At 68.2% G+C, this 26,439-nt stretch carries 23 protein-coding genes; 12 read left to right on the forward strand and 11 right to left on the reverse strand.

Going from position 1 to position 26,439, the window contains the following annotated elements:
• Window positions 1-160: 160 nt before the first annotated feature.
• Together ABT294_RS22915 and ABT294_RS22920 are read right to left on the reverse strand one after the other, a co-directional pair.
• A complete protein-coding gene (locus ABT294_RS22915) occupies window positions 161-1,711 on the reverse strand; it encodes a trypsin-like serine peptidase (RefSeq protein WP_350808264.1) in 1,551 nt (516 codons plus the stop codon).
• A 435-nt stretch (window positions 1,712-2,146) separates the two neighbouring features.
• Window positions 2,147-3,655 (reverse strand): trypsin-like serine peptidase, encoded by a 1,509-nt coding sequence (locus ABT294_RS22920; RefSeq protein ID WP_350808265.1) that lies wholly within the window; start codon window positions 3,653-3,655, stop codon window positions 2,147-2,149.
• Between the two features lie 2,276 nt (window positions 3,656-5,931).
• Here ABT294_RS22920 and ABT294_RS22925 point away from each other — a divergent pair.
• Window positions 5,932-6,273 carry an ArsR/SmtB family transcription factor gene (locus tag ABT294_RS22925; RefSeq protein WP_350808266.1) on the forward strand — a complete coding sequence of 114 codons (342 nt, stop codon included), beginning with the start codon at window positions 5,932-5,934 and terminating at the stop codon, window positions 6,271-6,273.
• A gap of 66 nt (window positions 6,274-6,339) precedes the next feature.
• Window positions 6,340-6,933 carry a TIGR03086 family metal-binding protein gene (locus ABT294_RS22930; protein WP_350808267.1) on the forward strand — a complete coding sequence of 198 codons (594 nt, stop codon included), beginning with the start codon at window positions 6,340-6,342 and terminating at the stop codon, window positions 6,931-6,933.
• Between the two features lie 128 nt (window positions 6,934-7,061).
• Here the strand turns inward: ABT294_RS22930 and ABT294_RS22935 are convergent, their stop codons facing one another.
• The 3 genes from ABT294_RS22935 to ABT294_RS22945 form a co-directional block, all read right to left on the reverse strand.
• Window positions 7,062-7,208 carry a hypothetical protein gene (locus ABT294_RS22935; RefSeq protein ID WP_350808268.1) on the reverse strand — a complete coding sequence of 49 codons (147 nt, stop codon included), beginning with the start codon at window positions 7,206-7,208 and terminating at the stop codon, window positions 7,062-7,064.
• Window positions 7,209-7,526: 318 nt separating this feature from the next.
• On the reverse strand, window positions 7,527-8,693 hold the full coding sequence (locus ABT294_RS22940) for a trypsin-like serine peptidase (RefSeq protein WP_350808269.1): 1,167 nt from the start codon (window positions 8,691-8,693) through the stop codon (window positions 7,527-7,529).
• A gap of 203 nt (window positions 8,694-8,896) precedes the next feature.
• The gene (locus ABT294_RS22945) at window positions 8,897-9,988 is read right to left on the reverse strand and encodes a trypsin-like serine peptidase (protein ID WP_350808270.1); all 1,092 of its coding nucleotides are present in this window, start codon (window positions 9,986-9,988) and stop codon (window positions 8,897-8,899) included.
• A 319-nt stretch (window positions 9,989-10,307) separates the two neighbouring features.
• Between ABT294_RS22945 and ABT294_RS22950 the strand changes: the two genes are divergently transcribed.
• The gene (locus tag ABT294_RS22950) at window positions 10,308-10,565 is read left to right on the forward strand and encodes an SSI family serine proteinase inhibitor (protein WP_350808271.1); all 258 of its coding nucleotides are present in this window, start codon (window positions 10,308-10,310) and stop codon (window positions 10,563-10,565) included.
• A 59-nt stretch (window positions 10,566-10,624) separates the two neighbouring features.
• Here the strand turns inward: ABT294_RS22950 and ABT294_RS22955 are convergent, their stop codons facing one another.
• The gene (locus tag ABT294_RS22955) at window positions 10,625-11,746 is read right to left on the reverse strand and encodes a trypsin-like serine peptidase (protein ID WP_350808272.1); all 1,122 of its coding nucleotides are present in this window, start codon (window positions 11,744-11,746) and stop codon (window positions 10,625-10,627) included.
• Between the two features lie 283 nt (window positions 11,747-12,029).
• Here ABT294_RS22955 and ABT294_RS22960 point away from each other — a divergent pair, with 283 nt between their 5' ends.
• The 6 genes from ABT294_RS22960 (at window position 12,030) to ABT294_RS22985 (ending at window position 17,107) form a co-directional block, all read left to right on the forward strand.
• Window positions 12,030-13,469, forward strand: coding sequence for a TLP1 C-terminal extension domain-containing protein (locus tag ABT294_RS22960; protein WP_350808273.1), 1,440 nt, complete (start codon window positions 12,030-12,032; stop codon window positions 13,467-13,469).
• 83 nt (window positions 13,470-13,552) lie between these two features.
• Entirely contained in the window at window positions 13,553-13,846 is a 294-nt protein-coding gene (locus ABT294_RS22965) for a DUF6364 family protein (RefSeq protein WP_350808274.1), read from the forward strand.
• On the forward strand, window positions 13,833-14,261 hold the full coding sequence (locus tag ABT294_RS22970; RefSeq protein ID WP_350808275.1) for a type II toxin-antitoxin system VapC family toxin: 429 nt from the start codon (window positions 13,833-13,835) through the stop codon (window positions 14,259-14,261). Before ABT294_RS22965 ends, ABT294_RS22970 begins: the two co-directional genes overlap by 14 nt.
• A 45-nt stretch (window positions 14,262-14,306) precedes the next feature.
• Window positions 14,307-15,185, forward strand: a complete 879-nt coding sequence (locus tag ABT294_RS22975; protein ID WP_350808276.1) for a hypothetical protein — start codon at window positions 14,307-14,309, stop codon at window positions 15,183-15,185.
• A gap of 9 nt (window positions 15,186-15,194) precedes the next feature.
• On the forward strand, window positions 15,195-16,151 hold the full coding sequence (locus tag ABT294_RS22980; protein ID WP_350808277.1) for a zinc-binding dehydrogenase: 957 nt from the start codon (window positions 15,195-15,197) through the stop codon (window positions 16,149-16,151).
• A gap of 86 nt (window positions 16,152-16,237) precedes the next feature.
• Window positions 16,238-17,107 (forward strand): oxygenase MpaB family protein, encoded by an 870-nt coding sequence (locus ABT294_RS22985; protein ID WP_350808278.1) that lies wholly within the window; start codon window positions 16,238-16,240, stop codon window positions 17,105-17,107.
• Window positions 17,108-17,142: 35 nt separating this feature from the next.
• On the opposite strand, the gene ABT294_RS22990 is transcribed toward ABT294_RS22985, so the two are convergent.
• Window positions 17,143-17,880, reverse strand: a complete 738-nt coding sequence (locus ABT294_RS22990; RefSeq protein ID WP_350808279.1) for a PadR family transcriptional regulator — start codon at window positions 17,878-17,880, stop codon at window positions 17,143-17,145.
• Window positions 17,877-18,680 (reverse strand): DUF4097 family beta strand repeat-containing protein, encoded by an 804-nt coding sequence (locus tag ABT294_RS22995; protein ID WP_350808280.1) that lies wholly within the window; start codon window positions 18,678-18,680, stop codon window positions 17,877-17,879. The genes ABT294_RS22990 and ABT294_RS22995 overlap by 4 nt, the downstream gene beginning before the upstream one ends.
• A gap of 145 nt (window positions 18,681-18,825) precedes the next feature.
• On the opposite strand from ABT294_RS22995, the gene ABT294_RS23000 reads away from it, so the two are divergent.
• Entirely contained in the window at window positions 18,826-19,443 is a 618-nt protein-coding gene (locus ABT294_RS23000; RefSeq protein ID WP_350808281.1) for a TetR/AcrR family transcriptional regulator C-terminal domain-containing protein, read from the forward strand.
• An 11-nt stretch (window positions 19,444-19,454) separates the two neighbouring features.
• Here ABT294_RS23000 and ABT294_RS23005 read toward each other — a convergent pair whose 3' ends face one another.
• The 3 genes from ABT294_RS23005 to ABT294_RS23015 form a co-directional block, all read right to left on the reverse strand.
• On the reverse strand, window positions 19,455-19,631 hold the full coding sequence (locus ABT294_RS23005) for a DUF6104 family protein (RefSeq protein WP_091104129.1): 177 nt from the start codon (window positions 19,629-19,631) through the stop codon (window positions 19,455-19,457).
• 105 nt (window positions 19,632-19,736) lie between these two features.
• The gene (locus tag ABT294_RS23010) at window positions 19,737-23,417 is read right to left on the reverse strand and encodes a multifunctional oxoglutarate decarboxylase/oxoglutarate dehydrogenase thiamine pyrophosphate-binding subunit/dihydrolipoyllysine-residue succinyltransferase subunit (protein WP_350808282.1); all 3,681 of its coding nucleotides are present in this window, start codon (window positions 23,415-23,417) and stop codon (window positions 19,737-19,739) included.
• 204 nt (window positions 23,418-23,621) lie between these two features.
• Window positions 23,622-24,266: a B3/B4 domain-containing protein gene (locus tag ABT294_RS23015; RefSeq protein WP_350808283.1), complete on the reverse strand. Its 645-nt coding sequence runs from the start codon at window positions 24,264-24,266 to the stop codon at window positions 23,622-23,624.
• A gap of 208 nt (window positions 24,267-24,474) precedes the next feature.
• Here ABT294_RS23015 and ABT294_RS23020 point away from each other — a divergent pair, with 208 nt between their 5' ends.
• Complete coding sequence (locus ABT294_RS23020) at window positions 24,475-25,089, forward strand: winged helix-turn-helix domain-containing protein (RefSeq protein ID WP_350808284.1); 615 nt, start codon at window positions 24,475-24,477, stop codon at window positions 25,087-25,089.
• A gap of 61 nt (window positions 25,090-25,150) precedes the next feature.
• On the forward strand, window positions 25,151-26,431 hold the full coding sequence (locus ABT294_RS23025) for an MFS transporter (protein ID WP_350808285.1): 1,281 nt from the start codon (window positions 25,151-25,153) through the stop codon (window positions 26,429-26,431).
• The last annotated feature ends 8 nt before the right edge of the window (window positions 26,432-26,439 follow it).

Here is a 26,439-nt window from a genome sequence, read left to right on the forward strand (position 1 = left end):
CAAAAGGGTGTAAAGACCCTATCGACCCTTTGGCCACTCTGGTAACAGAAATTTTCAAATTTCCCTGGAAAATACTGAAGGGCTCGGCGGATGCCGAGCCCTTCAGGTGAAGCTAGTTTTGAGCTGAGGTTTGGACCCCCGGCTCAGGAATCACTCCGACTTACTTGCTGGGAAGCGGGGTGATGTTGCCCGACCACACGTTCGCCGCGGCGGTGTAGACCGAGTTGGTCTCACCGTCGAAGTACGGCGAGGACATGTAGTCCCAACGGTCGTTGCTGTCCGTGTCGTACAGAACGCTGGTCACGCCGTTGACGTAGCCGAGGCGCTTGGCGTTGCTGTACTTGAGGAGCCACGGGGCGCCGTTGTAGCCGCCGGTGACGGCGCACTTCAGCGAGATGTGCTCCTCGATCTTCAGGGCAGCGACCTTGGTGGCCTTGGAGCCGGTCTTGCCGTAGCACCACTTCGGCGTAACGCCGGAGTAGGGCTTGCTGCCGTCGGGGTGCTTGGCGTAGGGGTAGCCGAAGGTCCGGACGTACTTGCCGGTCGGCTGGTTGTACGCGAAGCCCTGACCGCCGACGTTGTCACCCAGCGGACCGACGTTCTTCAGGTCGTGCCCGTAGATGAAGTACTCCGTACGGAAGTACTTCTGGACGTCGGTCTGCTTCACCCAGTAACCCAGGAAGTAGTGGGTGATGGTGAAGTTGCCCTTGTCGTCGATCTTCTTGTAGCCCGGGCCCTGGTAGGCGTCGTACTGAGCCTTGGTGACCTGCTCCTCGACGGGAAGGCCGAAGCGGGAGCCGTTACCCTTGGTCTCGTCACCCTGGTTGGAGTGAGCGTTGTTGTACTGCGCCTGGGAGACTTCCTGCTTCACCCGGACAGGCTTCTCGCCGTTCGGGCCCTTCCAGTCCGGACCAACGAGCTCCTCCAGCTTGCCAGGCTTGGCGGCCCAGCACTCCGAGGTGTCGCCACCGTTGAGGTCACGGCACTTCTGGTACTCCGCCTGGGAGATCTCGATGTCCTTCGCGTCCTTGTTGCCCGCGTAGGCGTCGTACTCCGTCTTGGAGACCTTCTTCGTCGCGTTGGCCTGGCCGCCGATGCCGTTGTAAACGGTAACGAAGGCGTAGTCGCGGTCGAAGTCCTCGTACACGCTGAAGTCGTAGTGGGTGAAGGCCTGCTTACCCACGTAGATGCCCCAAGGAGCGTTGCCCTGGTAGTAACCCGGGACGAACACCCAGCGGGAGACCATTTCCTGGTTCTTGTCGATGTCGTAGACACAGTGACCGGCCGTGGCGACCAGGTTGTGGTACTTCGACTGGATCGACGTGCCCGAGCACCAACGCAGGTTGCCGGAGCGGTCCTCGAAGAACACCTTGCCGATGGTCTTCGGCAGGTTCACGTTCTGCGACTTGACCGTGACCTTCTTCTCAGCGCCGATGGGCTCGGACTGACCGGGCTTGCCGTCCGCGACGTAGCCGCCCTTGGAGACGACCTTGTCAACAGCCTTGTCGTCCCAGTAGTAGGCCGTGGCCTGCTTCAGGGCGGCGTTGTCGGACTTGGTCCAGAAGTCGACGATCGCAGCGGCGTCGGCCTGGCTCTTCGCCAGAGCGGCGTCCTTGACGTCGTCGGTGGCCTGGGCGGCACCGGCGAGGCCGGCGGCCAGGAGACCGGTGGCCAGAACGGCGCCACCGGCGGGGAGGAGGATGCGCTTCAAGGTAACTCCTTGCGCTGTCGTGGAACGCTTCTTGCGTCCCATGCGTCAGTAAAGGGATAGCCAGAACATACAGTGTCGATCTTGAGCTCGGGTAGCTGCTTTGGCGGGAAAAGATGCGATAAGCCGGGCGTGATCGTTCTGTGATGTTTAGGGAAGCGAAGCGCGGAATGCCGGTGAGGTCGGCCATGGCGGCGTCTTTGCAGATCAACATAAGCGTGTTGTCAGTGGGACAGTCGAGCCGCGAGTGTCGATCAAGTTGAGGCCGCTCGGCTGGTGTGACGCAGATCACATCGCCTTGATGGCACCGTCTGTGCGTCCCGTGCGTCAAAACGCCTTCAGATTCGGGCCGGGAACGCCGAAGGGCCCGGCGATGCCGGGCCCTTCGGGTCGAACAGGGTGACGATCAGCGTTGAGCCGGTCGCCGACAGCTACTGCTTAGAGGATCTTGCCAGACCACACGTTCGCAGCGGCCTTGTACACCGTGTTGGTCTCACCGTCGAAGTACGGGGAGGAGATGTAGTCAACGCGGCTGTTGCCGTCCTGGTCGTTGAAGGTGCTCGTGACACCGTTCACGTAACCGAGACGCTTGGAGTTGCTGTACTTGAGGAGCCAAGGGCCACCGTCGGCGCCCTCGGTCATCGCGCACTTGAGCGCAACGTGCTCCTCGATCTTCTTGGCGGCCGAACCAACCAGCTTCTTCGTGGTCTTGCCGTAGCACCACTTCGGCGTGATGCCGGTGTAGTTCTTGTGGCCGTCGGGGTGCGGCGCGGCCGGGTAGCCGAACACGCGGACGTACTTGCCGGTGGGCTGGTTCCAGGCGAAGCCCTGACCGCCGACGTTGTCGCCGAGGCGACCGGCGTCCTTGGCGGCACCTTCGACGATGGTGAAGACCGTCTTGAAGTAGCCCTTGACGTCGGTCTTCTTCACCCAGTTCTTGATGAAGTAGTGGGTGATCGTGAAGTTGCCCTTGTCATCGATCTTGCGGTAGCCAGGGCCGGTGTAGGCCTTGTACTGCGACTCGGTGACGTTCTCCGTGACAGTGGCCTTGGGGGCCTGGCTGCCGTTGACCTTGCCGGTCGGCGCCTTGTCGTACTGCTCCTTGCTCACCTCGGTGAGGGCCTTGACAGCACCGGGGTAGTCCGGACCGACGTTGTCGATCTTGGTGTCGGTCTTGGCCCAGCAGTCCGGCGTCTCGCCGCCGTTGAGGTCCTTGCACTTCTGGTACTCGGCCTCAGTGATCGCCACGTCCTTGGCGTCCTTGATGCCCTGGAACTTGTCCCACTCGGCCTTCGAGACCTGCTTGGCGGAGCCACCGCCGAGCTGGATGCCGTTGTACACGGTCACGAACGCGTAGTCGCGGTCGTAGTCCTCGTACACGTCGAAGTCGTAGTGGGTGAAGGCCTGCTTGCCCACGTAGATGCCCCACGGGGTCCGGCCCTGGTAGTAACCCGGGACGAAGACCCACTTGGACATGGTGTCCGAGTTGGTGGCGGTGTCGTAGACACAGTGACCGGCCGTGGCGACCAGGTTGTGGTACTTCGACTGGATCGAAGTGGCGGAGCACCACTTCTTCTCGCCCTTGCTGTTGACGAAGAAGACCTTGCCGATGGTCTTCGGCAGGTTCACGTTCTGCACCTTGGCGGAGGTCTTCTTCTCCTCGCCGATCGGCGCAGTGCTACCGGGCTTGGTGTCGGCGCTGTAGCCGCCCTTGCTCTGCAGCTTGGTGACGTCCGACTTGTCCCAGACGTTCGACTCGGTGGCGGCCTTGAGGGCTGCGCCGTTGGTGTCCGCCCAGAACTCGGCGATCGCCTTGGCGTCGGCCGCGCTCTTCGCCATCGGGTCGGTGGCGATGTCGCTGGCGGCCGAGGCGGTACCGGCCAGGCCGGCAGCCAGAAGGCCGGTAGCCAGGATGGCGCCACCGGCGGGGATGAGGATGCGCTTCAAGGGAACTGCTCCTTGGTCTGTCGTGGGACGCAACTTGCGTCCCATGCGTCAGTAAAGGGATAGCAAGGAACATAGCGCGGCGATCTTCGCAGGTAAAAGCCGTCTTGCCCCATCTGGTAGTCCGCCCTACCGGTGTGACCCTTCTGTTACCAGTCAGAGACAATCGCGCGCTGTGATCATTTGGCCACGTTTTCGCAGGGTATGGCGAAGATGTTGCGGATGGGACGAAAGCGGCGTTAGCGGGCATGTGCGGAGAGTGGTTGGCTGAATGTGATTCAGATCACAGGAACCAGATCGGGGCTTGCTCCGTCTAAGTTGGCCAAATCCTCACAGGTGATCTTCAGGTTCGGTGTAATCCGCCCAGATTTCCGGCCTCGCGGAGGCTCTCCCGGCCGTCCCAAGGCCTCTCTAGGTGCTCTCGTTCCTGAGCACTGCTCGGATCTGTGGGTGCGATTCCGTGCCTGGAGGGCACTGTTTGCCGTCGGTCCTGCGCCTCAACGGGTCGGGGTCATGGCGCCGTCGGTGTCGGTGACGTTGGCCGGGCGGTCGCTGACCAGCAGTAACACCCATTCCTGGGCTGGGAGAAGCGGTCTGCCGGTATGTCGGGCGCGGCCTTGTTGGCGACGCCCTCGGTCGTCGCGGCCGTCGAGGTTTACGCCTTCGGCCGTCCTGTCCGCCACGCAGGCCACGCCGTCGTCTCCCCTATCCACAGCGCCGTCGCGTCCAGACCTGAGCTGACCATGTTCACCTGGATGCCCCTTGGGCCCACCTTCTTCTACAGCTTCTTGAAGAAGGTGGCGAGTAGCCGCCTTGGCGTTCGACGCGGTCCAGCGGTAGGTCGGGCAGCAGGCGCGTCGGGCCATGGCCTCGCCGTAAGGGGGCGACGGTGCCGCAACACAGCTTCGACAGCGGTGCCGCGGTCGTGAATTGAGCTTCGTCATTGGCTTGGCCGTCGGTGAAGTACGTGGTGTTCGCCTCGTTTGCGCAGGAGTTGTCGTCCGGACGGAAGGTGGCCCACATCATCGGCAGCCCGGCGCGGTTGATCTCACTCCGGCCCTCGCTATCGATGGTCGGCTGTGCCACGCAAGGTCGCGGGCTCCTGACCCTTCTTGTTGAGACCTCCCGGCCCTCCTATAGATAGGCATCGTTGCGGGGAGCTCCAGTGCCCGATGGGAGTCCACGCCGGAGGCCGCGAATGCGTTGACCGCTTCGTCGGGTCGCTGACCTTTCGGGGTCGATGGCGGTGCCGTGCATGGTTGGTGGCGGCGGCGCTACGCAACGCGTGGTCAAGGTGGAAGGGGGGCGGTGGCGGCCCCGGCCACAGTCGCGCCCGTCCCGGTGGGGCCTTCGATGTCGATCTCGCTGCTGGAGACGAGGTCTCGGGACACGCTGTCATTCCTGCGTCGGCACCGGTCAAGCAGTGCACCGTGTACGGCTGGCCTCGCTCTATGCAGGAGAACCGGTAGGTGATCTCCTCGACCGATCTCGGGCCTGCCGTCGCACGCAAACCATCGCCGTCACCGTTGGCGCTGTGATCGCGTCTAGTCATGTAGAGGAGCACCTCTGATATTGGCGCGTGTTCATGGAGCCGCGGCTGGACTGTTCGCGGTCATGTGGGCGACGTGGCTGGTCGTCTTTGTCCGGGACGGGCGGGCGCCCTGGAAGCGTGGTCGGCGTGGACTACTCCTGCGTCAGGCAGAACGTGATCGCCTTTGCCCCCTCCGAGGCACGGATGCGAGGAGTACGGCTACACGCTCTGGACGACGGGTAGCGCGCAGAGGGCGAGGACGGAGAAGCGTCGTCCCCGACGTCGGCTGCCGGCAACTCGCCCGGCAGGTGGTGCGCGGGCACTCTGTCGCCCCAGGTGCTGAGCGAGCAGACCTGTTGGACATCGGGAACGGGGACGTGCCGCGTCTGGAGGGCTCGTCTCCTGCACCATGTGCTCTGTTTCGCCGCTTTAGGCCCGGTGCTGATTCGATCGGATAGCCGCGTCCGAGGGAGTACTGCGCGACATCGGTCGGCTTCGGGCGTCGTCTGCACGCGCCCATGCGCTGAACCAGCGTCCCCCTCGGTGGCCGAGATTCAGCCGATGAGCGGATCGTTCTCGAATCCACCTGCACCCATGATCTGGCCGATATGACAGGTAGGTTATTTCCTACGTATAGTGCTCGGTGTGGCCATCGAACACGTCAAGATCCCTAGCCGGTCCGCCTCACGAAGGGGCTGGACGAAGGGTCTCCGCGCATCGGTGTTCGCCCCGATAGGCGGCTGACCCGATGAAGGCAGTCGAGACAGATGCCGACAAGGCTTTCGCGGCGCTGGCAAGCCCCGTGCGCCGTGAGGTGCTGCGTCTGCTGCGGGAGGCCGGCCCGCAGCCGGTCAACGAACTGGCCTCGCACTTCGCCATGGCCCGTCCGAGCTTTTCGGAGCACCTGCGGGTACTGCGCGAGGCCGGAATGGTCAGCGAGACCAAAGCGGGACGGCAGCGGTTGTACCGGCTGGAAGGGGCCGGGTTGTACGAGGTCCAGGAGTGGCTCCATCCGTACGAGTCGTTCTGGCGGGAGAACCTGCGCGGCCTGAACGACCTGCTCGACGCCCTGGACGACGACGAGCCATAACGCAAGACGATCTCGCCAAAGCCGGTGCCGACCGCAGCGGCCAGGTCCTTACGACAGGAGCCCTTCATGTCCGAAATCGCAGACCGCTACGCCCAACTCGCTGACGCCTTCCTGGCCCGGATCCACGCGACCACCGACGAGCACTGGGACGCGCCGAGCCCCTGCCAGGGCTGGACGGCCCGTGATGTGGTGGCGCACGTCATCAATGGGCATCGCGGCATCCTCGCAGCCGTTCACGGCGCCCGACCTGCTGCCGCGCACGGCGTCGCCGTCTCGCCTATGGGCGATGCCCCCGCCGTGGATCCGGACGCGGACCTCGCAGCCGCGTTCACCGCCTGCCGCGACGACATGATCGCGATGCTGCGCAACCCCGCCCTGGCCGCCCGCCCGCTGCCTGGCGGACCGCTCGGTCCCGTGCCAGTGGAACAGGCCGTCGACGTGATCGGTGCCCTGGAACTCCTTGGACACACCTGGGACCTGGCCCGCGCCACCGGCGGCGACGAGACGCTGGACCCGGAGGCGGTCGCCCGCACCCATCACGCTCTTCTCCCACACCACGCCGCACTGCTGGCAACCGGCGCGTTCGACCCGAGCGTCCCGGCTCCACAGGACGCCGACGCACAGACCGCCTTCTTGTGCTTCATCGGCCGCCGTCCCTGACTAGCGCATGGTCGGGGGCGTGCCCGCTCTGGGCACCGTCAGGTTGAAGGTGGGACGTCCTGTCACAGTCCTAGTTCGCGTCAACTGGACCGCGTTGACGATCTGCATCTGGGAGTGTGCTACTGAGGTCAGGCGATCACAGCTATGTTGCCATCGTCGAAGTAGATCGATTGGTGCAGGCGACCGCCGAGCGCTGTCGCATAGCGGATCAGGACTTCCTGGCCAGAGATCTTGCCTTGTTCGATCTGAGAGACGCGTCCTTTGGTCACGCCCATCCGGAGGAACCAGGCTGGGGCAAGCCCATGATGTACCCGAAGCAGAGCCCGGCAGTGGCTACGCGCAACTTGTGTGTACTGCGATCGGCCGGGGCGGGGAGCCCCTCGCTTGGGGGTTTGGGGCGGAGCCCCAATGAGCGCGGCCCGAGCTCGATAGGCGCGAAGCGCCCCCTGGCGAGGACCATGCCTTTCCGGGGCGCTCTCCTGGGCAAGGGGCATCCCTGGAGAGGGCTGGGGAGGGTGTGCATGCGAAAGGGGCCCAGTGGTGTGTTCTGGGCCCCTTGTGTGTAGCTGTGGCTACTTGATGCGCGGGTGTAGCTACTTGTAGAGCTCGCCGTTCGGGCCGACGATCTTGCCGGACCACACGTTCTTGGCCGCGTTGTACACCGCCGCCGTCTCACCGTCGAAGTAAGGCGAGGTGATGTAGTCGATGCGGTCGTTGCCGTCCTGGTCCGCGAAGGTGCTGGTGACACCGCTCACGTAGCCGAGACGCTTGCCGTTGCTGTACTGGCTCAGCCACGGGCCGCCGTCGAAGCCGGGCGTGACGGCGCACTTGAGGCCGATGTGCTCCTCGATCTTGAGCCAGGGCGCGCCCACGGCCTTCGCGGTGGTGGTGCCGTAGCAGTTCTTCGGCGTGACGCCGCTGTACGGCTTGTTGCCGTCGGGGTGGGGCGCGGCCGGGTAACCGAAGGCCCGGACGGCCTTGCCGGTGGGCTGGTTCCAGGCGAAGCCCTGGCCGCCGACGTTGTCGCCGAGACGGCCCGCGTCCTTGGACTGCAGGATGTAGTAGTTGCCACCCCAGCCCCGCTTGGGGCCGCTGAAGCCGTCGAACTCGCTCTTGGTGACCTTCTTGACGCCGTTGAAGGCGATGCCGTTGTAGACGGTGACGAACGCGTAGTCGCGGTCGTAGTCCTCGTAGGTGTCGAAGTCGTAGTGGGTGAAGGCCTGCTTGCCCACGTAGATGCCCCAAGGAGCCCTGCCCTGGTAGTAGCCGGGCACGAACACCCAGTTGTCCAGGAGCGCCTTGTTGCTGTCGGTGTCGTACACGCAGTGGCCGGCGGTGGCGACCAGGTTGCGGTAGTTCGACTGGATGGAGGTGGCGGAGCACCAGCGGAACTTGCCGCTGCCGTCGACGAAGAAGACCTTGCCGATGGTCTTGGGCAGGTTGACGTTCTGGACCTTGCCCGAGGGGGCCTTCTCCTCGCCGGTCGGGGCGGTGGAGCCGGGACGGCCGTCGGGGCTGTAGCCGCCCTTGGAGACGACCTTGCGCACCTCGTTGGAGTCCCACGTGTAGGCGGAGGCGGAGCGGAGGGCCGCGCCGTTCGAGGCGAGCCAGAAGGACGCGACGGACGCGGCGTCACGCGTGTTGCGGGCCATCGGGTCGGTGGCGACGTCGCCTGCGGCCTGTGCGGAGCCGACGAGGCCGGCAGCCAGCAGGCCGGTCGCGAGTACGGCTCCGCCGGCGGGGAGAAGGATTCGCTTCAAGGTAACTCCAGGACTTCCCTGCGCTGACGCGGGGCGCCTCGTGCACCCCAGGACTCAGCAATGGACAGCTCTGGACGCTATCGGGCTGACTTTGGTCATGGGAATTTTCGGATCAGTGTGTCAACGTTCCATACACCGGCTGTAACCGTACCGAGATCGACATTCGACCTGATCACGGGCACGGCCGTCGCGTTTCGTGTTAGTTACGTCACATTTTCCGGTGTCGGCCGTGTCGCGGCGTGTCGGTAGACGTCGCCGGTGGCGGCGTTGAAGTACGGCGAGGACACGCCGTCGTAGCGGTCCTTGGCGTCCATGTTCCAGGTCAGGCTGTTGATCCCGTTCAGGTCCCCGAGGCGCTGCACCGGCTGATAGTCGATCAGCCACGGGCCGCCGCTGGCTCCGGAGCTGAAGTCGCAGGGCCGCAACAGCACGCCGTACTGCAGGTCGCGGGCGGGGGCGACGGTGCGGCTGGTGCTGCCCGAGCAGGTCATGAGCGTGCGTCCGTCGAACGGACGGGTGCCGTCGGGCTGGGGGCCCACCGGATAGCCGAAGGCGGCGATCCGGTTCCCGGTCTTCTTGTTGAGCGCCAGCCCCTGGCCGCCGACGTTGTCCTGGAGCCTGCCGACGTCCTGCATGACGAGCTGGCCGCCCTTTTCGACCCACTTGAAACCGCGGTGGACGGTCACGAAGGCGTAGTCGTAGTCATAGTCGCCCTTGCCGGGCCAGTCCTCGTGCATGCTGATCGAGGCGCCCACGTAGATGCCGTCAGGCGTCTCGCCGTTGGGTCCGGGGTTAGGGACGAAGATCCAGGAATCGGCCGCCTTGGTCTGGCGCGGGTCGAAGGCGCAGTGCCCGGCGGTGGCGACGACGCTGCGGTTCCTGGCGGCGACCGAGCTGGCCGAGCACCAGTACTCCGTGTCGCCGAAGCGGAAGAAGACCTTGCCGGTGGTCCTGGCGACCGTGTTCTTCTGCGGCAGGGCGGGTTCCACGCTCGGCGTGGCGGCCGGGCGCTTCACCGTGACGATCTGGTTCAGTCCGGTGGTGGCGGATGTGGCGGCCGTGGACGTGGGGGTGGCCTGGGAGCCGGGCGTGGCCGGCGTGTAGCTGTCGGCCTTCTTGAGCCGGTCGGGCTTCCAGAACTCGGCGACCTTCTTCATGTCGGCCGCGGACTTGGCCAGGGTGACCGCGTAGACCCTGCTCGTCGTCGTGGCGTTCGCGTCCCCGGTGAAGGCAGGCAGCATCAGCAGCGCGCTGCTGAGGGCAGCCGCCACCAGGTGCCTGACCGGGGGGATCATGAAATGCCTTTCTTTGGGCTCGTAAGGGGGGATTTTTCCAGATTGACTCACTGTATTGCAGCTCGGATGGAGATTCGTTATCTGATCAAGAGTGCAGTGTGTCTCATAAGGGGGTCGTCAAGGGGTCCGTCCAGATACTTGGCACTGATGCGTCGTGTCGGTCGTTGTCGCAGGTCAGAGGGCGAGAGAAGCTGCCCGCATGCAGCGAATTCTCTGTCTCGCCGTGCTTTCCTGTACGGCTTTCGCGTCCTCTCCGGCCGAGGCGGGAACGCCTCCGCCGCCGGGTCTCCAGGAGGCGGACAAGGGCCATAGATTTTTCTTGATCACTGTCGGGGACAAGCAGTCGATGCTGACCTGCCCCCGCACTTCGCAGGAACCCGCGTGCGTCGAACTCGAGCGGGTGGGCGGCGATCCAGCGAACCTCGTTCGTCAGGAGGACGCCTCCTGCACGATGGAGTACGCGCCCGTCCGCGCGACCGCCACGGGCTTCTGGGACGGCACGTACCACCGCTTCGACCGGACCTTCCCCAACGCCTGCGAGCTCGTCTCGTTCGGGGGCCCGGTCTTCGTCCCGTGACGGCAGAAGAACGGCGCAGGCCCCGATCCCGCGGGACCGGGGCCTGACGGACGGACGGGTCACGGCATGTTGCCGGTCCACCGGTTCGCGGCGGTCTTGTAGACCTTGTAGGTGTCGGTGTTGAAGTACGGCGACGAGATGTGGTCGTAGCGGTCGTTGCCGTCGGTGTCCCAGGCGACGCTGTTGACGCCGATCAGGTAGCCGGTGCGCGACGCGCTCTTGTAGTTGTAGAGGAACGGGCCGCCGCTCGCGCCGGCGGTGAAGCCGCACTTGACGCCGAAGTGCTCCTGCAGGTTGTACTTCGGCGCCTCGGGCATCGGCGCAGTCCTGCCGTAGCACCATTTCATCGTGCGGCCCGTGTACGGCCTGTCGCCGTCGGGGTGCTCGCCCGCCGGGTAACCGAACGAGAACACGTTCACCTTGGTGCTGCGGTTCCAGGTGAAGCCCTGTCCGCCGACGTTGTCACCCAACCGGCCGACGTTCTTCCTGGTCAACTTCCACGTGCCGCCGACTTTCTCCCACTGCACCTTGATGCCGTTGTAGACGTTGACGAACGCGTAGTCGTAGTCGTAGTCCTCCTTGACCGCGAAGTCGTCGTGCGCGTTGAACGTCCTGGCGGCGTAGATGCCGTACGGGGCCTTGCCCTCCCACACGTTGTTGCCGTCCCAGTACGACGGGATGAAGATCCAGTGGTCGTAGAACCTGTTGGTCTTCACGTCGTAGACGCAGTGGGCCGTGGTGGCCACCAGGTTGCGGTACCTGCCCTGCACGGAGGTGGCGGAGCAGTACCTCCAGCTCCTGGAGTCGCGGGGGTCGGCCCCTGGCAGCGTGAAGAACACGCGCCCGACCGTGTTGGGCAGGTTGACCTGCTTGCTCTTGACGGCCTTGGTCTTCTCCTCGCCGATCGGGGGGACGGATCCGGGCGGTCCGTCGGGCGCGGAGTCGACTCCCTTGATGCCCCTGGACCGGACGGCGACGTCGGTGTCGTGGTCGGTGGCCAGCTTGATGCGGTCGGGCGTCCAGAACTGGACGGCCTCCTGCGCGGGGGTCGCCGCGTCCTTCGACACGACGTCGGGGGGTGCGGACGCGTTGGCGGCGGTGCTGGTGGCCGTGCTGGTCGCCAGGCCGACGGCCACGAGCCCGGCGAGGGGGATCGCGATGCGCCTTGCTCGGGAGTACATGGAGCTCCTCTCAGTTCTCGGCGGCCCAGAGCGGGGTACGGCGCCCCGGTGGGCCAGGAAAACGATCGGAACGCTAATGAATGGCGCAACCGGCCGGCCAGGAGCCGACGTGAAAAAGCATGGCCCGGTTCCATTCCGTTACAGAAATAGCAAATTCACATGTATGTCGAATAGCCATTTCCGCAGGTAGAAGCGGTTCTAATATGTCTTCGGCAACACTGGTGACAGTAATTATCGGACGCCTCCGCTTATCAACCGAATGTTGTTCTGGTTGACTGGTGGCATGGATCCACGCACCCCCTGCCTCGTCGGGGCGTCCCAGCTCACCGTGCGCGACCAGCCCGGCCCGGAACCCCTCGACCTGTGGGAGCGGGTGGCCCGCGAGGCCGCTCGCGACGCGCGGTTGCCCGTGGAACGGCTCGACTCGATCCAGCTCGTCTACAGCGACTCCTGGCAGTACGACGCCCCGGTCGAGCGGCTCGCCGACCGGCTCGGCGCCGCGCCCGGCCACCGCGCCTACTCCAGGGTCGGCGGGACGGCGCCGCAGCTCCTCATCGGCGAGGCCGCGGCCAGGATCGCGGCGGGGGAACTCGACTCCGCCCTCGTCGCCGGGGCCGAGGCGCTGGCCACGCGCCGGTTCTACCGCCACGCAGGCGAGCACGCGCCGTGGAGCCACCCGGCCGACCCGAAGCCGCCGTACGGATGGGACCGCCCGCCGCACCCGTCCGAGCTGGCGCACGAGCTGTTCCTCCCCGTGCACACGTACGCGATCATGGAGACGGCGCGGCGGGCGGCGCTCGGCATGTCGATCGCCGAGGAGATGGCCGACCGGGGGCGGATCATGTCGCCGATGACCGAGGTGGCCGCCGCGAACCCGCACGCCTGGCGGCGCACCCCGCGCACGCCCGAGGAGCTGGTGGCGGGCAACCGGTTCGTCGGCTGGCCGTACACCAGGAACACCGTGGCCGTGATGGAGGTCGACCAGGCGGCGGCCGTGGTCCTGGTGAGCGCGGGGCTGGCCGACCGGCTCGGCGTCCCGGCGGAGCGGCGCGTCTACCTGCGCGGCTGGGCGTACGCGGAGGACACGTGGGAGGTGGCGGCCCGTCCGGCGCTCGGCTCCTCGCGGGCCATCGCCAGGGCCGCCGAGTCGGCGTTCGCCCGCTCCTGGCTGGCCCTGGACGACATGCACGCCCTGGACGTCTACAGCTGCTTCGCCATCGCCCTCCGCCAGGCCTGCGACGCCGTCGCGCTCGACCCGCTCGATCCGCGCGGCCTGACGGTCACCGGCGGGCTGCCGTACGCGGGCGGACCGGCCAGCGGCTACGTCCTCCACTCGACGGCGACGATGGCGGGGCTGCTCCGCGCGCGGACGGGCCACGGGCTGGTGACGGGGGTCGGCATGCACCTGACCAAGCACACCTACGCCGTCTGGTCCACGGAGCCGGGCGGCGCCCTGGGGGACGCGTCTCCGGTGTTCACGGCGAAGCCGGTGCCGATCGTCGCGGCGTACGAGGGGCCCGCCGTCGTGGCCGGCTACACGGTCGCCCACGGCCGCGACGGAGCCGCCGAGAAGGGCATCCTCGTCGTGGACCTGCCGGAGGGCGGCCGGGCCCACGCGCACGTCCTGCGGGACGACCTGATGGCCGACGCGGAGTCGCGGGAGCTGGTGGGGCAGGAGGTGCGGCTGGCCACGGACGGCAGGGTGAACGTGGCGAGTTGGTGATCGGCAAAGAGCGTGCAAAGATTGTGACCGATCGACTACAGTCTGCTGTTGACATTTTTATGTCAGCGGCTGACGCTGGGGTCATGCGACGAACCACGGTGCGGATCGACGAAGCGCTCCTCAACGAGGCCAAGGCGTACGCCGCGAGAAACGGACGCAGTCTCACTTCTGTGATGGAGGATGCCTTGCGGCAACTGCTCAACCGCTCCACGGAGGCGGCCGACCGGCCCCTGGTGGAGCTACCGACATCCAGCGCCAGGCCTGGCTGCCAGCCCCGGGTGCAGGCACTGCTCGACGCCGGCGTGAAGCTGGAGCACATCGTCTACGACCTCGACACCGAGGAGATGGTGGGGGTGTGGCGCGATGCTCCTCGCTGACATCAACGTCCTCATCAACGCGTTCCGGCCGGAAGCTCCTGACCGCGAGCGATGCCACGCCTTCGTCACGGAGATGGTGCGAGGGGATTCGAGCTACGCCGTGAGCGACTTCGTCGTCAACGGTTTCGTCCGCACCGTGACCAACCGGCGGGTCTACGTCGATCCCGATCCGCTCGACCGTGCCCTGAAGTTCGCGGACATCTACCGGAACCAGCCGCACGCGGTGGTGGTCAGCGGGGGAGACAGGCACTGGGAGATCTTCACCCGGCTGTGCGAGCAGGCCGGGGTCGCCGGAAACCTCGTGCCCGACGCCTACCTCGCGGCGCTCGTCATCGAGCACGGTTGTGAATTCGTGACCTGCGACAAGGACTTCGCCAGGTTCGAGGGGTTGCGCTTGCGGTCGCCGCTCAACTGAACTGTCTCCCGAGGGCGCAAACCGTACTGACCGGCGGGGGTCGTCGTGGGTGATCAGTTCGACGTCATCGAGAGCGGCACGTCCGGGCGGCGCCGGTGGGCCGGGATCGCCGTGCTGGTCGCCCTGGTGGCGGTGCCCGTCGTCGGGATCCTCGTCAGCCGCGAGCCGCAGGCGTTGCCGGCGCCGCGTCCCACACCCACGCCCGTCCCGTCGTTGACCACCGTCGCCAACCCGCCGAACGTGCTGCACGCGAAGCCCAGGGGCAAGGGCGGCGACGAGGTGATCGAGGTCGTCTTCCCGCACGGGGTGCGGGCCGAGGTGCGCTACCCGGCCGCGCTGGCGCTCGACGAGCTGGGCGCGCGGCCCTTCCAGGGGGTGTGGGTGGGCGGCCAGTATCGCTTCCTGGTCGCGCCGTACGCGGGCGAGTTCGAGATCACCAGGGGCGGGCAGCCGATCAGGTCGCTGACGCCGAACGTCACGCTGTGGTCGGGCCTGCCGGGCAGCGGCCCGAACGCGCAGGTGCTGCTGTTCGCGTTCGGACGCTGGCGGCTGGCGATGTACGACCAGCCGGGGGAGCTGACGTTCGAGCAGCGGCTGGCGGTGGCGGAAGGGCTGCGCGGGAAGGTGGTCGGCGACGGGTACGTGGTGCTGTCGGCCAAGGGCGGGGCCAGGCTCGCCGCGCCCGGCGAGACGGTGCAGGGCGTCCCCGTCGGGCCGCAGCTCTGGTTCGGTGGGGGCGCGGGGGAGACGCTGATGCTCATCCCGACGCCGCACTGCCGGCCCGCGGCCGTGATGTCGGCGGCGCCCGGCAGGCCCGGGCGTCCCGCCAAGGCCGTGTGCAGGGGTGGCGTGGGGGTCGTCGCGTCGGGGCCGGACCGGTTCGTGAAGCAGGCGCTCCAGGGCATCCGGATCACGCTGAAGTAGGGTGCGGCCATGTTCGCCGTAACCGCCACACAGACAGATCCCGACAATCCACTCGCCGGGCTGACGCTCGGCGAGCATCCGGAGCCGAAGACGCCCGACGGCTGGACGACGGTCTCGGTGCGGGCCGCCGCGCTCAACCACCACGACCTGTGGACACTCAAGGGCGTCGGCATCAGGCAGGACCGGCTGCCGATCGTGCTCGGCTGCGACGCGGCCGGCGTCGACGAGGACGGCAACGAGGTCATCGTCCACTCGGTGATCGGCACCGGCGCCGACGAGACGCTCGACCCCAAGCGGACCCTGCTGTCGGAGTTCCACGACGGGACCTTCGCCGAGCGGGTCGCGGTGCCGCGCCGCAACCTGGTGCCCAAGCCGGCCGCGCTCAGCTTCGAGGAGGCCGCCTGCCTGCCCACGGCCTGGCTGACCGCGTACCGCATGCTGTTCGACAAGGCCGGGCTGCAGCCGGGCTCGACGGTGCTGGTGCAGGGCGCGGGCGGCGGCGTGGCGACCGCCGTCATCGCGCTGGGACGGGCGGGCGGCTACCGGGTCTGGGCGACCAGCCGGTCGGAGGAGAAGCGCGAGCGTGCCCGGCAGCTCGGCGCCGACCAGGTCTTCGAGCCGGGGGCGCGGCTGCCCGAGCGGGTCGACGCCGTCATGGAGACCGTGGGCCAGGCCACCTGGGACCACTCGCTGAAGTCGCTCAAGCCCGGCGGGCGGATCGTCGTCTCGGGCGCCACCAGCGGCGCGGTGCCGCCCGCCGATCTCAACCGGGTCTTCTTCCTGCAGCTGTCCGTGGTCGGCTCCACCATGGGCACCCGCGACCAGCTCCAGCGCCTGGCCGTGTTCCTGGAGCAGACCGGGGTGCGGCCGATCATCGACAGGACGATGCCGCTGGCCCAGGCCCGCGACGGGTTCGCCGCGCTGGAGCAGGGCGACGTCTTCGGCAAGGTGGTCTTCACCGCCTGAACCGAGCGGCATAAGTAAGGGGTTACTTCCCGGTCGTTCCGGGTGATACAACGAAAGTGAGGGTGTATCACCCGGGAGGCGCCGTCATGGATGTTGAGCCCTTCGGTCCAGGCTCGATGCACTGGGAGACCGCGGGGGAGTACCGCAACCTGCTCGTCGCGGGGAGCGCGCTGGTCCTGCAGACCATGCACCCGGCGGTCGGCGCGGCCGTCGCCGAGCACTCCACCTACCGCGACGACCCGTGGGGGCGGCTCACCCGCACGCTCACGTCCGTGCAGAAATGGGTGTACGACGGGACGGGCGGGCTGGAAGAGGGGCACCGGCTACGTGATCTGCACCGGCCCATCAGCGGTGTCGACGAGCAGGGCCGGTCCTACCACGCGCTGAACGGGGAGGCGTGGGCCTGGGTGCACCTGTCGCTGTTCGAGCGGTTCATCGCACTCAACCGCTGCTTCGGCACTCCGTACACGTCCGAGCAGGAACGAGTGCTCTACGAGGAGTCGCGGCAGCTCGGCAGGATCCTCCGGGTTCCGGACCGGGAGGTGCCACCGGATCTCCCCGCGTTCTGGCGGTACTTCGACGACATGGTGGCCGACCGGCTCGAACCGCACCAGACCGCGCTCGACGTCCTCGGCGTGCTGCGCGGCACCCCCACGCCGCCCGGCCTGCCCCGGCCGCTGCGCAGGCTGTGGGCCCCGGTGGGAGCGGGGGCCGGGGAGTTCAACTATTTCGTCGCCGTAGGGACGCTGCCGCCCGCCGTCCGGGAGAAGCTCGGCCTGCGGTGGACGGCGCGGGACGAGCGCCGCCTGCGGCACCTCGGACGGGCGGTGGCGGCGCTCACGCCGCGCCTGCCCGAACGGCTGCGCTACCTGCCGATCGCTTACCACGCCCGCAGGGCCGCCAGGAAGACCGCTCGCGGCCTGCGAGGTCCGCAGCGGTCACTACGGTCGGCCTGACCGCCCCGCCCGCTCAGTGCCCGCTCAGTGCCCGCTCAGCGGAGCGTGTCGCGGATGCGGCCGGACGCCTCGTCGAGCGCGCCGCGGACCTGCTCGACGGTCTCGCGGGTCAGCCGGGAGTTGGACGCCTCCTGGCGCACCTGGGCGACGAAGTCCGCGAGCAGCTCGCCCAGCTCGGCGTCGAGCTCGGCCCGATTCCCCGGAGGGCCGCCGAGCGTGGCCCACACCTCCGACCAGATCCTGCGCCACTCCCTGCTGAAGCGCTCGCCTTCGTCCTGCCAGTGTGTGGCGTGCTCCATCCACTGGCGCTTCTGCTGCTCCTTGATCCGTTTGAGGTCGGCCTTCTGCTGGTCGCGCAGCCGCCTGGCGTCCTCGTGGGCCCCGGTGCGGACGTCCTTGGCCATCCGGGTCAGCTCGTCGCGCAGCGACTTGACCGTGTCGCGGACGTCCTCCTTCACCTCGCGGGCGATGTCGCGCACCGAGGCGGAGATCTCCTGCTCCAGGTCGTCGAGCTCGTCGAGCCGGGCGTTCAGCTCCGCGCGGCCCTTGTCGGTGATCGAGAACACCTTCTTGCCCTCGACCACCTCGTGCGTCACCAGCCCCTCCTCCTCCAGGCGGGCCAGGCGGGGGTAGATCGTGCCAGGGGAGGGCGAGTAGACGCCGAGGAATCGGTCCTGCAGCAGGCGGATGACCTCGTAGCCGTGACGGGGGCTCTCGTCCAGCAGCTTGAGCAGGTACAGCCGAAGCCGGCCGTGACCGAAGACAGGACTCATTCCTTCTCCCCCTTGAGCAGCGTGACCTCGCCGGAGACCGAGATCGCCGACAGCGAGGCCATGCCGCCGCCCAGTCGTCCCGACATCGACTTCGTGCCGGGGCCGTTCGTGTTAGACAGGTTGTCGAACGCGCTGACCAGCCGCCCGGAGGTGGAGCGCAGGCTCACGTCCGTTTCCACGTTCTCCGGAAGCCTGACCAGGATGTCACCGGAAACGCTGTTGAAGGTCACGTGACCGGTCGGTCTGAGCCGGAGATCGGCGGTGATGCGGCCGGACACGGTGTTCGCGCGCAGCCGCCTCGGGGTGCCGTCGGCGACGGTCAGCTCGCCTGAGACGGTCTTGAAGGCCAGGTCGCCGTCCATGGCGCGGCTCTCGACGGGGCCGGAGACGGTCGTGGCGCTGACGTCGCCGCTCACGCCGTCGAGGACGATGGCCCCGGACACGCTCCTGACCTGCGTGGTCCGCTCGAACCCGGCGACCACGGCGGAGGCGGAGACGACCCCGGCGTTGACCGTGCACCCCTTCGGGACGGTGATCGTCACGACCGTCCTGCGGCGGTCGCGGCGCAGCCAGCCGAGCAGGCCGTCCCAGGTGAGGTCCTTGAAGGCGACGCTCAGCTCCTGGTGCTCCTCGTCGTAGGCGACGATCAGCGGTGACGCCGAGTCGAACTCGGCGACTTCCAGGGACGGGGGGCCGTCGCTGGCCAGGACGGCCAGCCGTCCGGCGACGATCCGGACGTCGAGCGAGCTCACCGGGCCGAAGACCCGATGGTCGGGCCCGTCTATCATCCAGTGCTGCATGATCCCCGCCCTCTCTGGCGAACATGTCGGCTGTACCAGACACGATATGTCGCGTCTATCGAAAACTCAAGATGTATCGCGTTTCGGGGAGGAGTCCGACCGCTAATCTGGACGGATGCAACGCGCGGACGCAGGAGGGAGCCCGGTGCGGCCCACCAAGCCGACGCTCAACCACGCGTACATCGCCTCCGTCGCGCTCGCGCTCATCGACCGGGTGGGGCTGGGCAAGTTCTCGATGCGCAAGCTCGGCGCCGAGCTGGGCGTCGACCCGATGGCCGTCTACTACTACTACCGCGACCAGGAGTCGCTCTTCGACGGCGTCGCCGAGGCGCTCTTCGACGAACTCGACGCGGACGCCGTCCGGTGGGAGTCGTCCTGGCGCGAGCTGTGCGAGGAGTTCTTCACCCGGCTGCGCGACACGCTCCTCGCCCACCCGCACGCCGTCTCGATCTTCGCGACCCGGCCGGTCCGCAGCCGGGCGGCGATCGAGAGCGGCGAGCGCGCGATCGGCGTGCTGTGCGAGGCGGGGTTCACCCCGGCGCTGGCACTCCAGCTCACCCGCTGCCTGCGCGAGTTCACGATCGGCCACGCGCAGTCCGTGGCCGCCGTGCGGCTGGGCGCGGGGCTGCGCAGCAGGAAGCCGGAGCCGGGCGCGCCCGACTACAACCTCCTCGCGCGGAGCGCCGACGCGGCCGACATCGACGCGCACTTCGGCGTCGGCCTGCGGGCCATGCTCGACGGGTTCGAGCGGCTGGCCGACTAGCCGGCGGTTCGCTACTCGTCCTCGTCGTCGAGCCTGGCCAGCCAGGTGGCCAACCGCTCCACCGGGGTCTCGAACTCCGGGTTGAGGTCGACGAACTCGCGCAGCCGCTCCCCGAGCCAGAGCAGGCTGACCTCCTCCTCGCCCCGGCGCTCGACGAGTTCCTCGATCCCCCGATCCGTGAAGTACATCGTTCTCCGTTCCGTCACTCTGTTCACTGTCGAAAAGCGTTCACCGTCGAAAAGCGGGAACCCCCGCCGGACGGCCCGGCAGGGGTTCCCAGAGGCGCCGACGTGCTAGGCGAACACCTTGCTCACGATCTCCTCCAGCTCGTTGTCGTGGGCGGCGTGGGAGCCGGCCGCGGGAGAGCTGTTGGGCGCGCGCGAGATGCGGTGGAGGCCGCGGCCGCCGAGGAGCTGCGGGTCTTCCGCCAGCTTCAGCGTGAGGTACGGCCACGGGCCCATGTTGACCGGCTCGTCCTGGACGAAGACCAGCTCGGCCTGCGCCCCGTAGCGCGCCAGCTCGGCCGTGAGCTCCTCGGTCGGGAACGGGTAGAGCCGCTCCAGGCGGACGAGTGCGACGTCGTCGCGCCCCGACTTCTCGCGGCCGTCGAGCAGGTCGTAGTAGATCTTGCCGCAGCTGATCACGACCTTGGTGACCTTCGCCGGGTCGACCGTGGGGTCGCCCAGGATCGGCTGGAAGGTGCCCGAGGTGAAGTCGGACGCCTTCGACGTGGCCTTCTTGTGCCGCAGCAGCACCTTGGGCGTGAAGACGACCATCGGCTTGTGCCTGCCGGACTCGACCTGCCAGCGCAGCAGGTGGAAGTAGTTGGCGGGCGTCGTCGGCTGCGCGACCGTCATGTTGTCGAGCGCGCAGACCTGGAGGAACCGCTCGATGCGGGCCGAGGAGTGGTCAGGGCCCTGGCCCTCGAAGCCGTGCGGCAGCAGCAGCACGACACCCGACTTCTGGCCCCACTTCTGCTCACCGGACGAGATGAACTCGTCGATGATCGTCTGGGCGCCGTTGACGAAGTCGCCGAACTGCGCCTCCCAGGCGACCAGGGCGTCGGGACGCACCACGCTGTAGCCGTACTCGAAGCCGAGCGCCGCGAACTCGCTGAGCAGCGAGTCGTAGATGTAGAGCTTCGTGGTGCCCTGGTTGAAGGTCTTGAGCGGGGTGTGCTCGGCGCCGGTCATCCGGTCGACCAGCACGGCGTGGCGCTGCGTGAACGTGCCGCGCCGGGAGTCCTGGCCGACCAGCCTGACCGGGTGACCGTCGATGAGCAGCGACCCGAACGCGAGGGTCTCGCCCATGCTCCAGTCGATGGAGTCCTGCTCGACCATCAGGCCGCGGCGCTGCAGCACCGGCGCGAGGCGCGGGTGCGGCGTGAAGCCCTCGGGCAGGTTGAGCTGGGTGTCGACGATGCGCTTGAGCGTCTCGTCGCTGATCGCCGTCGCGGTGTCGGCGTGTGACCACTTGACGACCTCGGTGGGCGGCACCCGCATCGCGCCCGCCTCCAGCGGCTTCTTGGCCGCCTCGCGGGTCTCGGTGAACGCCTGCTCCAGCTTGGCCTGGTAGTCGCGCAGCGCCTGCTCGGCCTCCTCGACCGTGATGTCGCCCCGGCCGATCAGCGCCTCGGTGTAGAGCTTGCGGGTCGAGCGCTTGGCGTCGATCAGGTCGTACATCAGCGGCTGGGTGAAGGCGGGGTTGTCACCCTCGTTGTGGCCGCGGCGGCGGTAGCAGATCAGGTCGATGACGACGTCCTTGCGGAACGCCTGGCGGTACTCGTAGGCCAGCTCGCCCACGCGGACCACGGCCTCCGGGTCGTCGCCGTTCACGTGGAAGATCGGCGCCTGGATCATCCGGGCGACGTCGGTGGCGTACACCGACGAGCGGGACGACGCCGGCGACGTCGTGAAGCCGACCTGGTTGTTGACCACCACGTGCACGGTGCCGCCGGTGCGGTAGCCGCGCAGCTGCGACAGGTTCAGGGTCTCGGCCACCACGCCCTGGCCCGCGAAGGCCGCGTCGCCGTGGATGAGGACCGGGAGGACCGTGAAGCCCTCCTCGCCGCGCTCCAGGAGGTCCTGCTTGGCGCGGACGACGCCCTCCAGCACCGGGTCGACCGCCTCCAGGTGGGACGGGTTCGCGACCACGGACGCGGTGATCGTCTTGCCGGACGGCGCGGTGAACGTGCCCGACGCGCCCAGGTGGTACTTCACGTCACCGGAGCCGTGCGCCGTGCGCGGGTCGATGTTGCCCTCGAACTCGCCGAAGATCTGCCCGTACGACTTGCCGACGATGTTGGCCAGCACGTTGAGCCTGCCGCGGTGCGCCATGCCCATGACGACCTCGTCGAGGCCCTCCTCGGCCGCGTCGCTGATCACCGAGTCGAGCAGCGGGATCAGCGACTCGCCGCCCTCCAGCGAGAAGCGCTTCTGGCCGACGTACTTCGTCTGCAGGAACGTCTCGAAGGCCTCGGCGGTGTTGAGCCTGCTCAGGATGTTGAGCTGCTCGTCGCGGGCGGGGGAGGCGTGCGGCTTCTCCACCCGCGCCTGGATCCAGGCCCGCTCCTCGGGGTTCTGGATGTGCATGTACTCGATGCCGACCGTGCGGCAGTACGAGTCGCGCAGCACACCCAGGATCTCGCGCAGCTTCATCAGCGGACGCCCGCCGAAACCGCCGGTGGCGAACTCGCGCTCGAGGTCCCACAGGGTCAGGCCGTGGGACTGGATGTCGAGGTCGGGGTGCTTGCGCTGCTTGTACTCCAGCGGGTCGGTCTCGGCCATCAGGTGGCCGCGCACCCGGTACGCGTGGATCAGCTCGATCACGCGGGCGGACTTGGCCACGTCGTCGTCGTGGGAGGCCGAGATGTCGCGGACCCAGCGGACCGGCTCGTACGGGATCCGCAGCGCCTCGAAGATCTCGTCGTAGAAGCCGTCCTCGCCGAGCAGCAGCCGGTGGATCTGGCGCAGGAAGTCGCCCGACTGGGCGCCCTGGATGATCCGGTGGTCGTAGGTGCTGGTCAGCGTCATGACCTTGGAGACGGCCAGGCGCGAGAGCGTGTCGGGCGAGGCGCCCTGGTACTCGGCCGGGTACTCCATCGCGCCGACGCCGATGATCGTGCCCTGACCGGTCATGAGGCGCGGCACCGAGTGGACGGTGCCGATCGTGCCGGGGTTGGTCAGCGAGATCGTGGTGGCGGTGAAGTCGTCGACCCCGAGCTTGCCCGCGCGCGCCTTGCGGACGATCTCCTCGTACGCCATCCAGAACTGCCGGAAGTCCATCTCCTCGGCGCCCTTGATCGAGGGCACCATGAGCTGGCGCTCGCCGTTGCTCTTCTGCACGTCGATCGCCAGGCCGAGGCCGACGTGCTGCGGCTTGACCAGGGTCGGCTTGCCCTCGACCTCGGTGTAGGAGTAGTTCATCTCCGGCATCGCCTTCAGCGCCTTGACCACGGCGTAGCCGATCAGGTGCGTGAAGGAGACCTTGCCGCCGCGGCCCCGCATGAGGTGATTGTTGATCACGATGCGGTTGTCGATGAGCAGCTTGGCCGGGATGGCCCGGACGCTGGTGGCGCTGGGGATGGCCAGCGACGCGTCCATGTTGGCGGCGGTACGGGCCGCGGCGCCGCGCAGCTTGACCTCCTCGGCGCCCTTGGGCACCGGGGTGGTGGGCTGCTTCGGCTTCTCGGCCGCGATCGCCGGCGCCGGCGCGGCGGCCGGTGCCGTGGGTACGGTCGGTGGCGCCGCGGGCGGCGCCTTGGTGGGAGCGGGGGCGGTCACAGTGCCGTTCGCCGCCTCCCTTGCCGGGGTTCGACCCGGTCCGTAGTCAGGGTTGTAGTCAGCGAAGAAGTTCCACCAGGCCTTGTCAACCGACTCGGGGTCCTGGAGGTACTTCTGATACAGCTCGTCGACAAGCCACTCGTTCTGACCGAAGCTTGCCAGCGGGTTTGTCCGCGACGACTCAGACGACACGGCGGAAATCGCCCTCTTCCGCAGATCGGCGTTGATGTTAGAGAACCTGTCCAAGGCTACTCGCCCTGACCAGCAGCGCGCGCCCGGGAGGCGATGCCGCCACGCCCGATCCTCTCAGGAGAGTCAAAAGAGGTCACGCCCCCCTAGTCAAGCCGGGTGGTGCTGTGATTATTACTTTTTGGTCTCAACAGCTCGACGATAGGTTTATTTCCGTCCAGACACCAATCGGGTCGCGATGCGCACCTCTGGGGACAGTTCGGACAGCAGGTCGGCCAGCTCCTCGCCTGCCTCCTTCAGCTCCTCCAGCGACATCGGCTCCAGGCGCTCCAGCAGGAAGATCGCGTTGGTGGTCTGCTCGGTCAGCCGGGTGCGCGCCACCTGGCGCCAGTTCCACCTTCGGCAGGTGACGCCCACGTCGTCGCGCCAGATCACCTCGCCGGGCTCCGGCTGCCCCAGCGCCTCCTCGGACTTCTCCTCGCCGTCGGCCCTGACCAGCCGCGCGGGGCCCACGTAACAGTCGAGGTCCTCGCCGCCGATCGGCAGCGCGTGCTTGACGCTGATCGAGTTGTACGCGTCGACGACCTGGTTGATCTCCGGCAGCGGCAGGCGGCGGGTGAGCGCGTCGACCGACGGCCTGGTGCGCTGGGGCTTGGCGCCGAACGCGCGGTAGGCGTCCTTCCACGCGTCGATCTTGCCGGGCTGCGGCTCCTGCGCCGAGGCGTCGGCCAGCCAGGCGCGGGAGCGGTCGTCGGTGGGGCCGTTGCGGAGGCCGTGCGCCGTCACGACCAGCACCGCGAAGTCGGGACGGAGCGCGAAGACGGACTCGTCCACCCAGATGTCGTCGAGCATGCGGCTCAGTTTATGAGCACGTAGGCGGCCTGGAGCCTTCCCGGGCCGCCGCGCCCGCCACTCCGCCGCGCCACTCCGCCGCGCCACTCCGCCGCGCCGCTCCGCCGGGCCGCCTCACCGCGTCATCTCACCGCGCCGGGCAGCCCGCACGGCGGAAGATCGCAAAATTGTGTTTGCAAAATTGCCTTTGCGGTTTTACGGTGAGCGCATGGACGAGGTCTTCCGGATCAGCGACCCGCGGGTCCTCAAGGTGGTGGCACACCCGCTGCGGGTGCGGCTGCTCGGGCTGCTGCGCGCCGACGGCCCCGACACGGCCAGCGGGCTGGGCCGCAAGGTGGGCGAGAGCTCCGGGCTGACCAGCTACCACCTGCGCGAGCTGGCCAGGCACGGCTTCATCGAGGAGGACCCGGAGCAGCGCGACGGCAGGGAGCGCCGCTGGCGGGCCCGTCACCGCTACACCTCGTGGGACTCCCAGCAGATGTCCGCCACCCCCGAGGGCGAGGAAGCCGTCAGGATCATGCGGCTGCGGCAGGTGGAGGCCCTGGGCAGGGCGTCGGAGCAGTTCGTCGAGAGCGACTGGCCGAGCGAGTGGGTCGAGGCGTCCGGGATGAGCGACCACTTCGTCACCCTCACGCCCGAGGGCCTGGACGAGTTCTTCCGGCGGGTGGAGGAACTGCGCCACGAGATCCAGGAGCGGTACGGCGACGGTCCCGGCGTCCAGCAGGTCCGCCTGTTCATGGCGGGCTTCCCCCGCAAGCCGGACGCGAGCGCCTCCGGCCAGGCCGGGGAGGACGCGAGCGGCCCTCGTCAGTCCGAGCCGTAGGCGGTTCCCGTCCGTCCGGATCACCCCGAGAAGAGCGTGAGCGACCCCCCAAGGAGGACATGTGACCCCCCGCTCCGCGCTGCGGCGCTACATGCTGGTCAGCTTCCTGACCTGGCTGCCCACGGGCCTGATGGCGGCCGCGAGCGTCCTGCTGATGACCGCCAGAGGGCTCAGCCTGGTCGAGATCGGGCTGCTCACCTCGGTGTTCTCGATCGTCACGATCACCCTCGAACTGCCCACGGGCGGGCTGGCCGACGTCGTCGGGCGGCGCGTGGTGCTGGCCGCGTCGGCCGCGTTCACGGTCGCCGCGCTCGCCCTCATGGCGGTGTCGACCACCTTCTGGATGTTCCTGGCCAGCAGCGTGCTCAAGGGCGTCGCCAGGGCCCTGTCCAGCGGGCCCGCCACGTCCTGGTACGTCGACACGCTGCACGACCTCGAAGGCCGCGACGCCGACCTCAAACCGGGGCTGGCGCGCGGCGGCGCGATGGAGTCGGTGGCGCTCTGCCTGGGCGTGCTCGCGGGCGGGGCCACGCCCCTCGTGGTGCCGCGCGAGCTGCTGCTGCCGCTGGCGGCGCCGCCCCTGCTGGGCGTGGTCGCGGCGGCCGTGCTACTCGTCGTCGTGGTGTTCGCGCTGCCCGAACCGTCGCACGCGCGCCGGTCGCTGGCGGACGTGCTGCGCGAGGTGCCCGCGACGGTCGCCGGCGGGGTCAGGCTCTCGCTGGGCCACCCGCTGCTGCGCCGCCTCATGCTGGCCGCGGCCGGTTCCGGCGTGGCGCTGGCCGCCGTCGAGCTGCTCACGCCGGGGCGCCTGGCCCAGCTGGCGGGCACGGCCGAGGAGGGCAGCGCCGCCTACGCCGTCACGGCCGCGCTCGGGTTCTCCGGCAGCGCGCTGGGCAGCGCCCTGGCTCCCCGCGTGGCGCGGCTGGGCGGCGGCTCGGCGCGGGGCGCGGCCGCGGGCACGGTGCTGACCGCGCTGTCCGTCGGCTGCCTCGCCGCGACGGCCGGTCTCGACGGCCTGCCGGGGCTCGTCACCGCCGGGCTGGCGTACGTGGTCATGTTCGCCGGGCTGTCGGTGGCGAGCATGCTCTGCCTGGAGCTGACGCACAGGTCAGTCACCGCCGCGCAGCGCTCCACCATCACCTCGACCAGCTCGCTGTCGCTCCAGGCGGGTGCGATGCTGTCGAACCTGGCCTTCGGGGCGCTGGCCGGCCAGTCCTCGACCGCCACGGCCTGGGTGCTGGCTGCCGTCGTGGTGCTGGCCTGCGCCCTGCTGTTCGTCCGGATGCCGGTGCTACAGCCGGCCGTGCTCGCGAGCGATCCGGAACGCGTCCGCTCTGCCTGACGCGCCCA

Origin of the sequence: Nonomuraea sp. NPDC000554, from assembly GCF_040300065.1 — a bacterium.
GTDB lineage: Bacteria > Actinomycetota > Actinomycetes > Streptosporangiales > Streptosporangiaceae > Nonomuraea.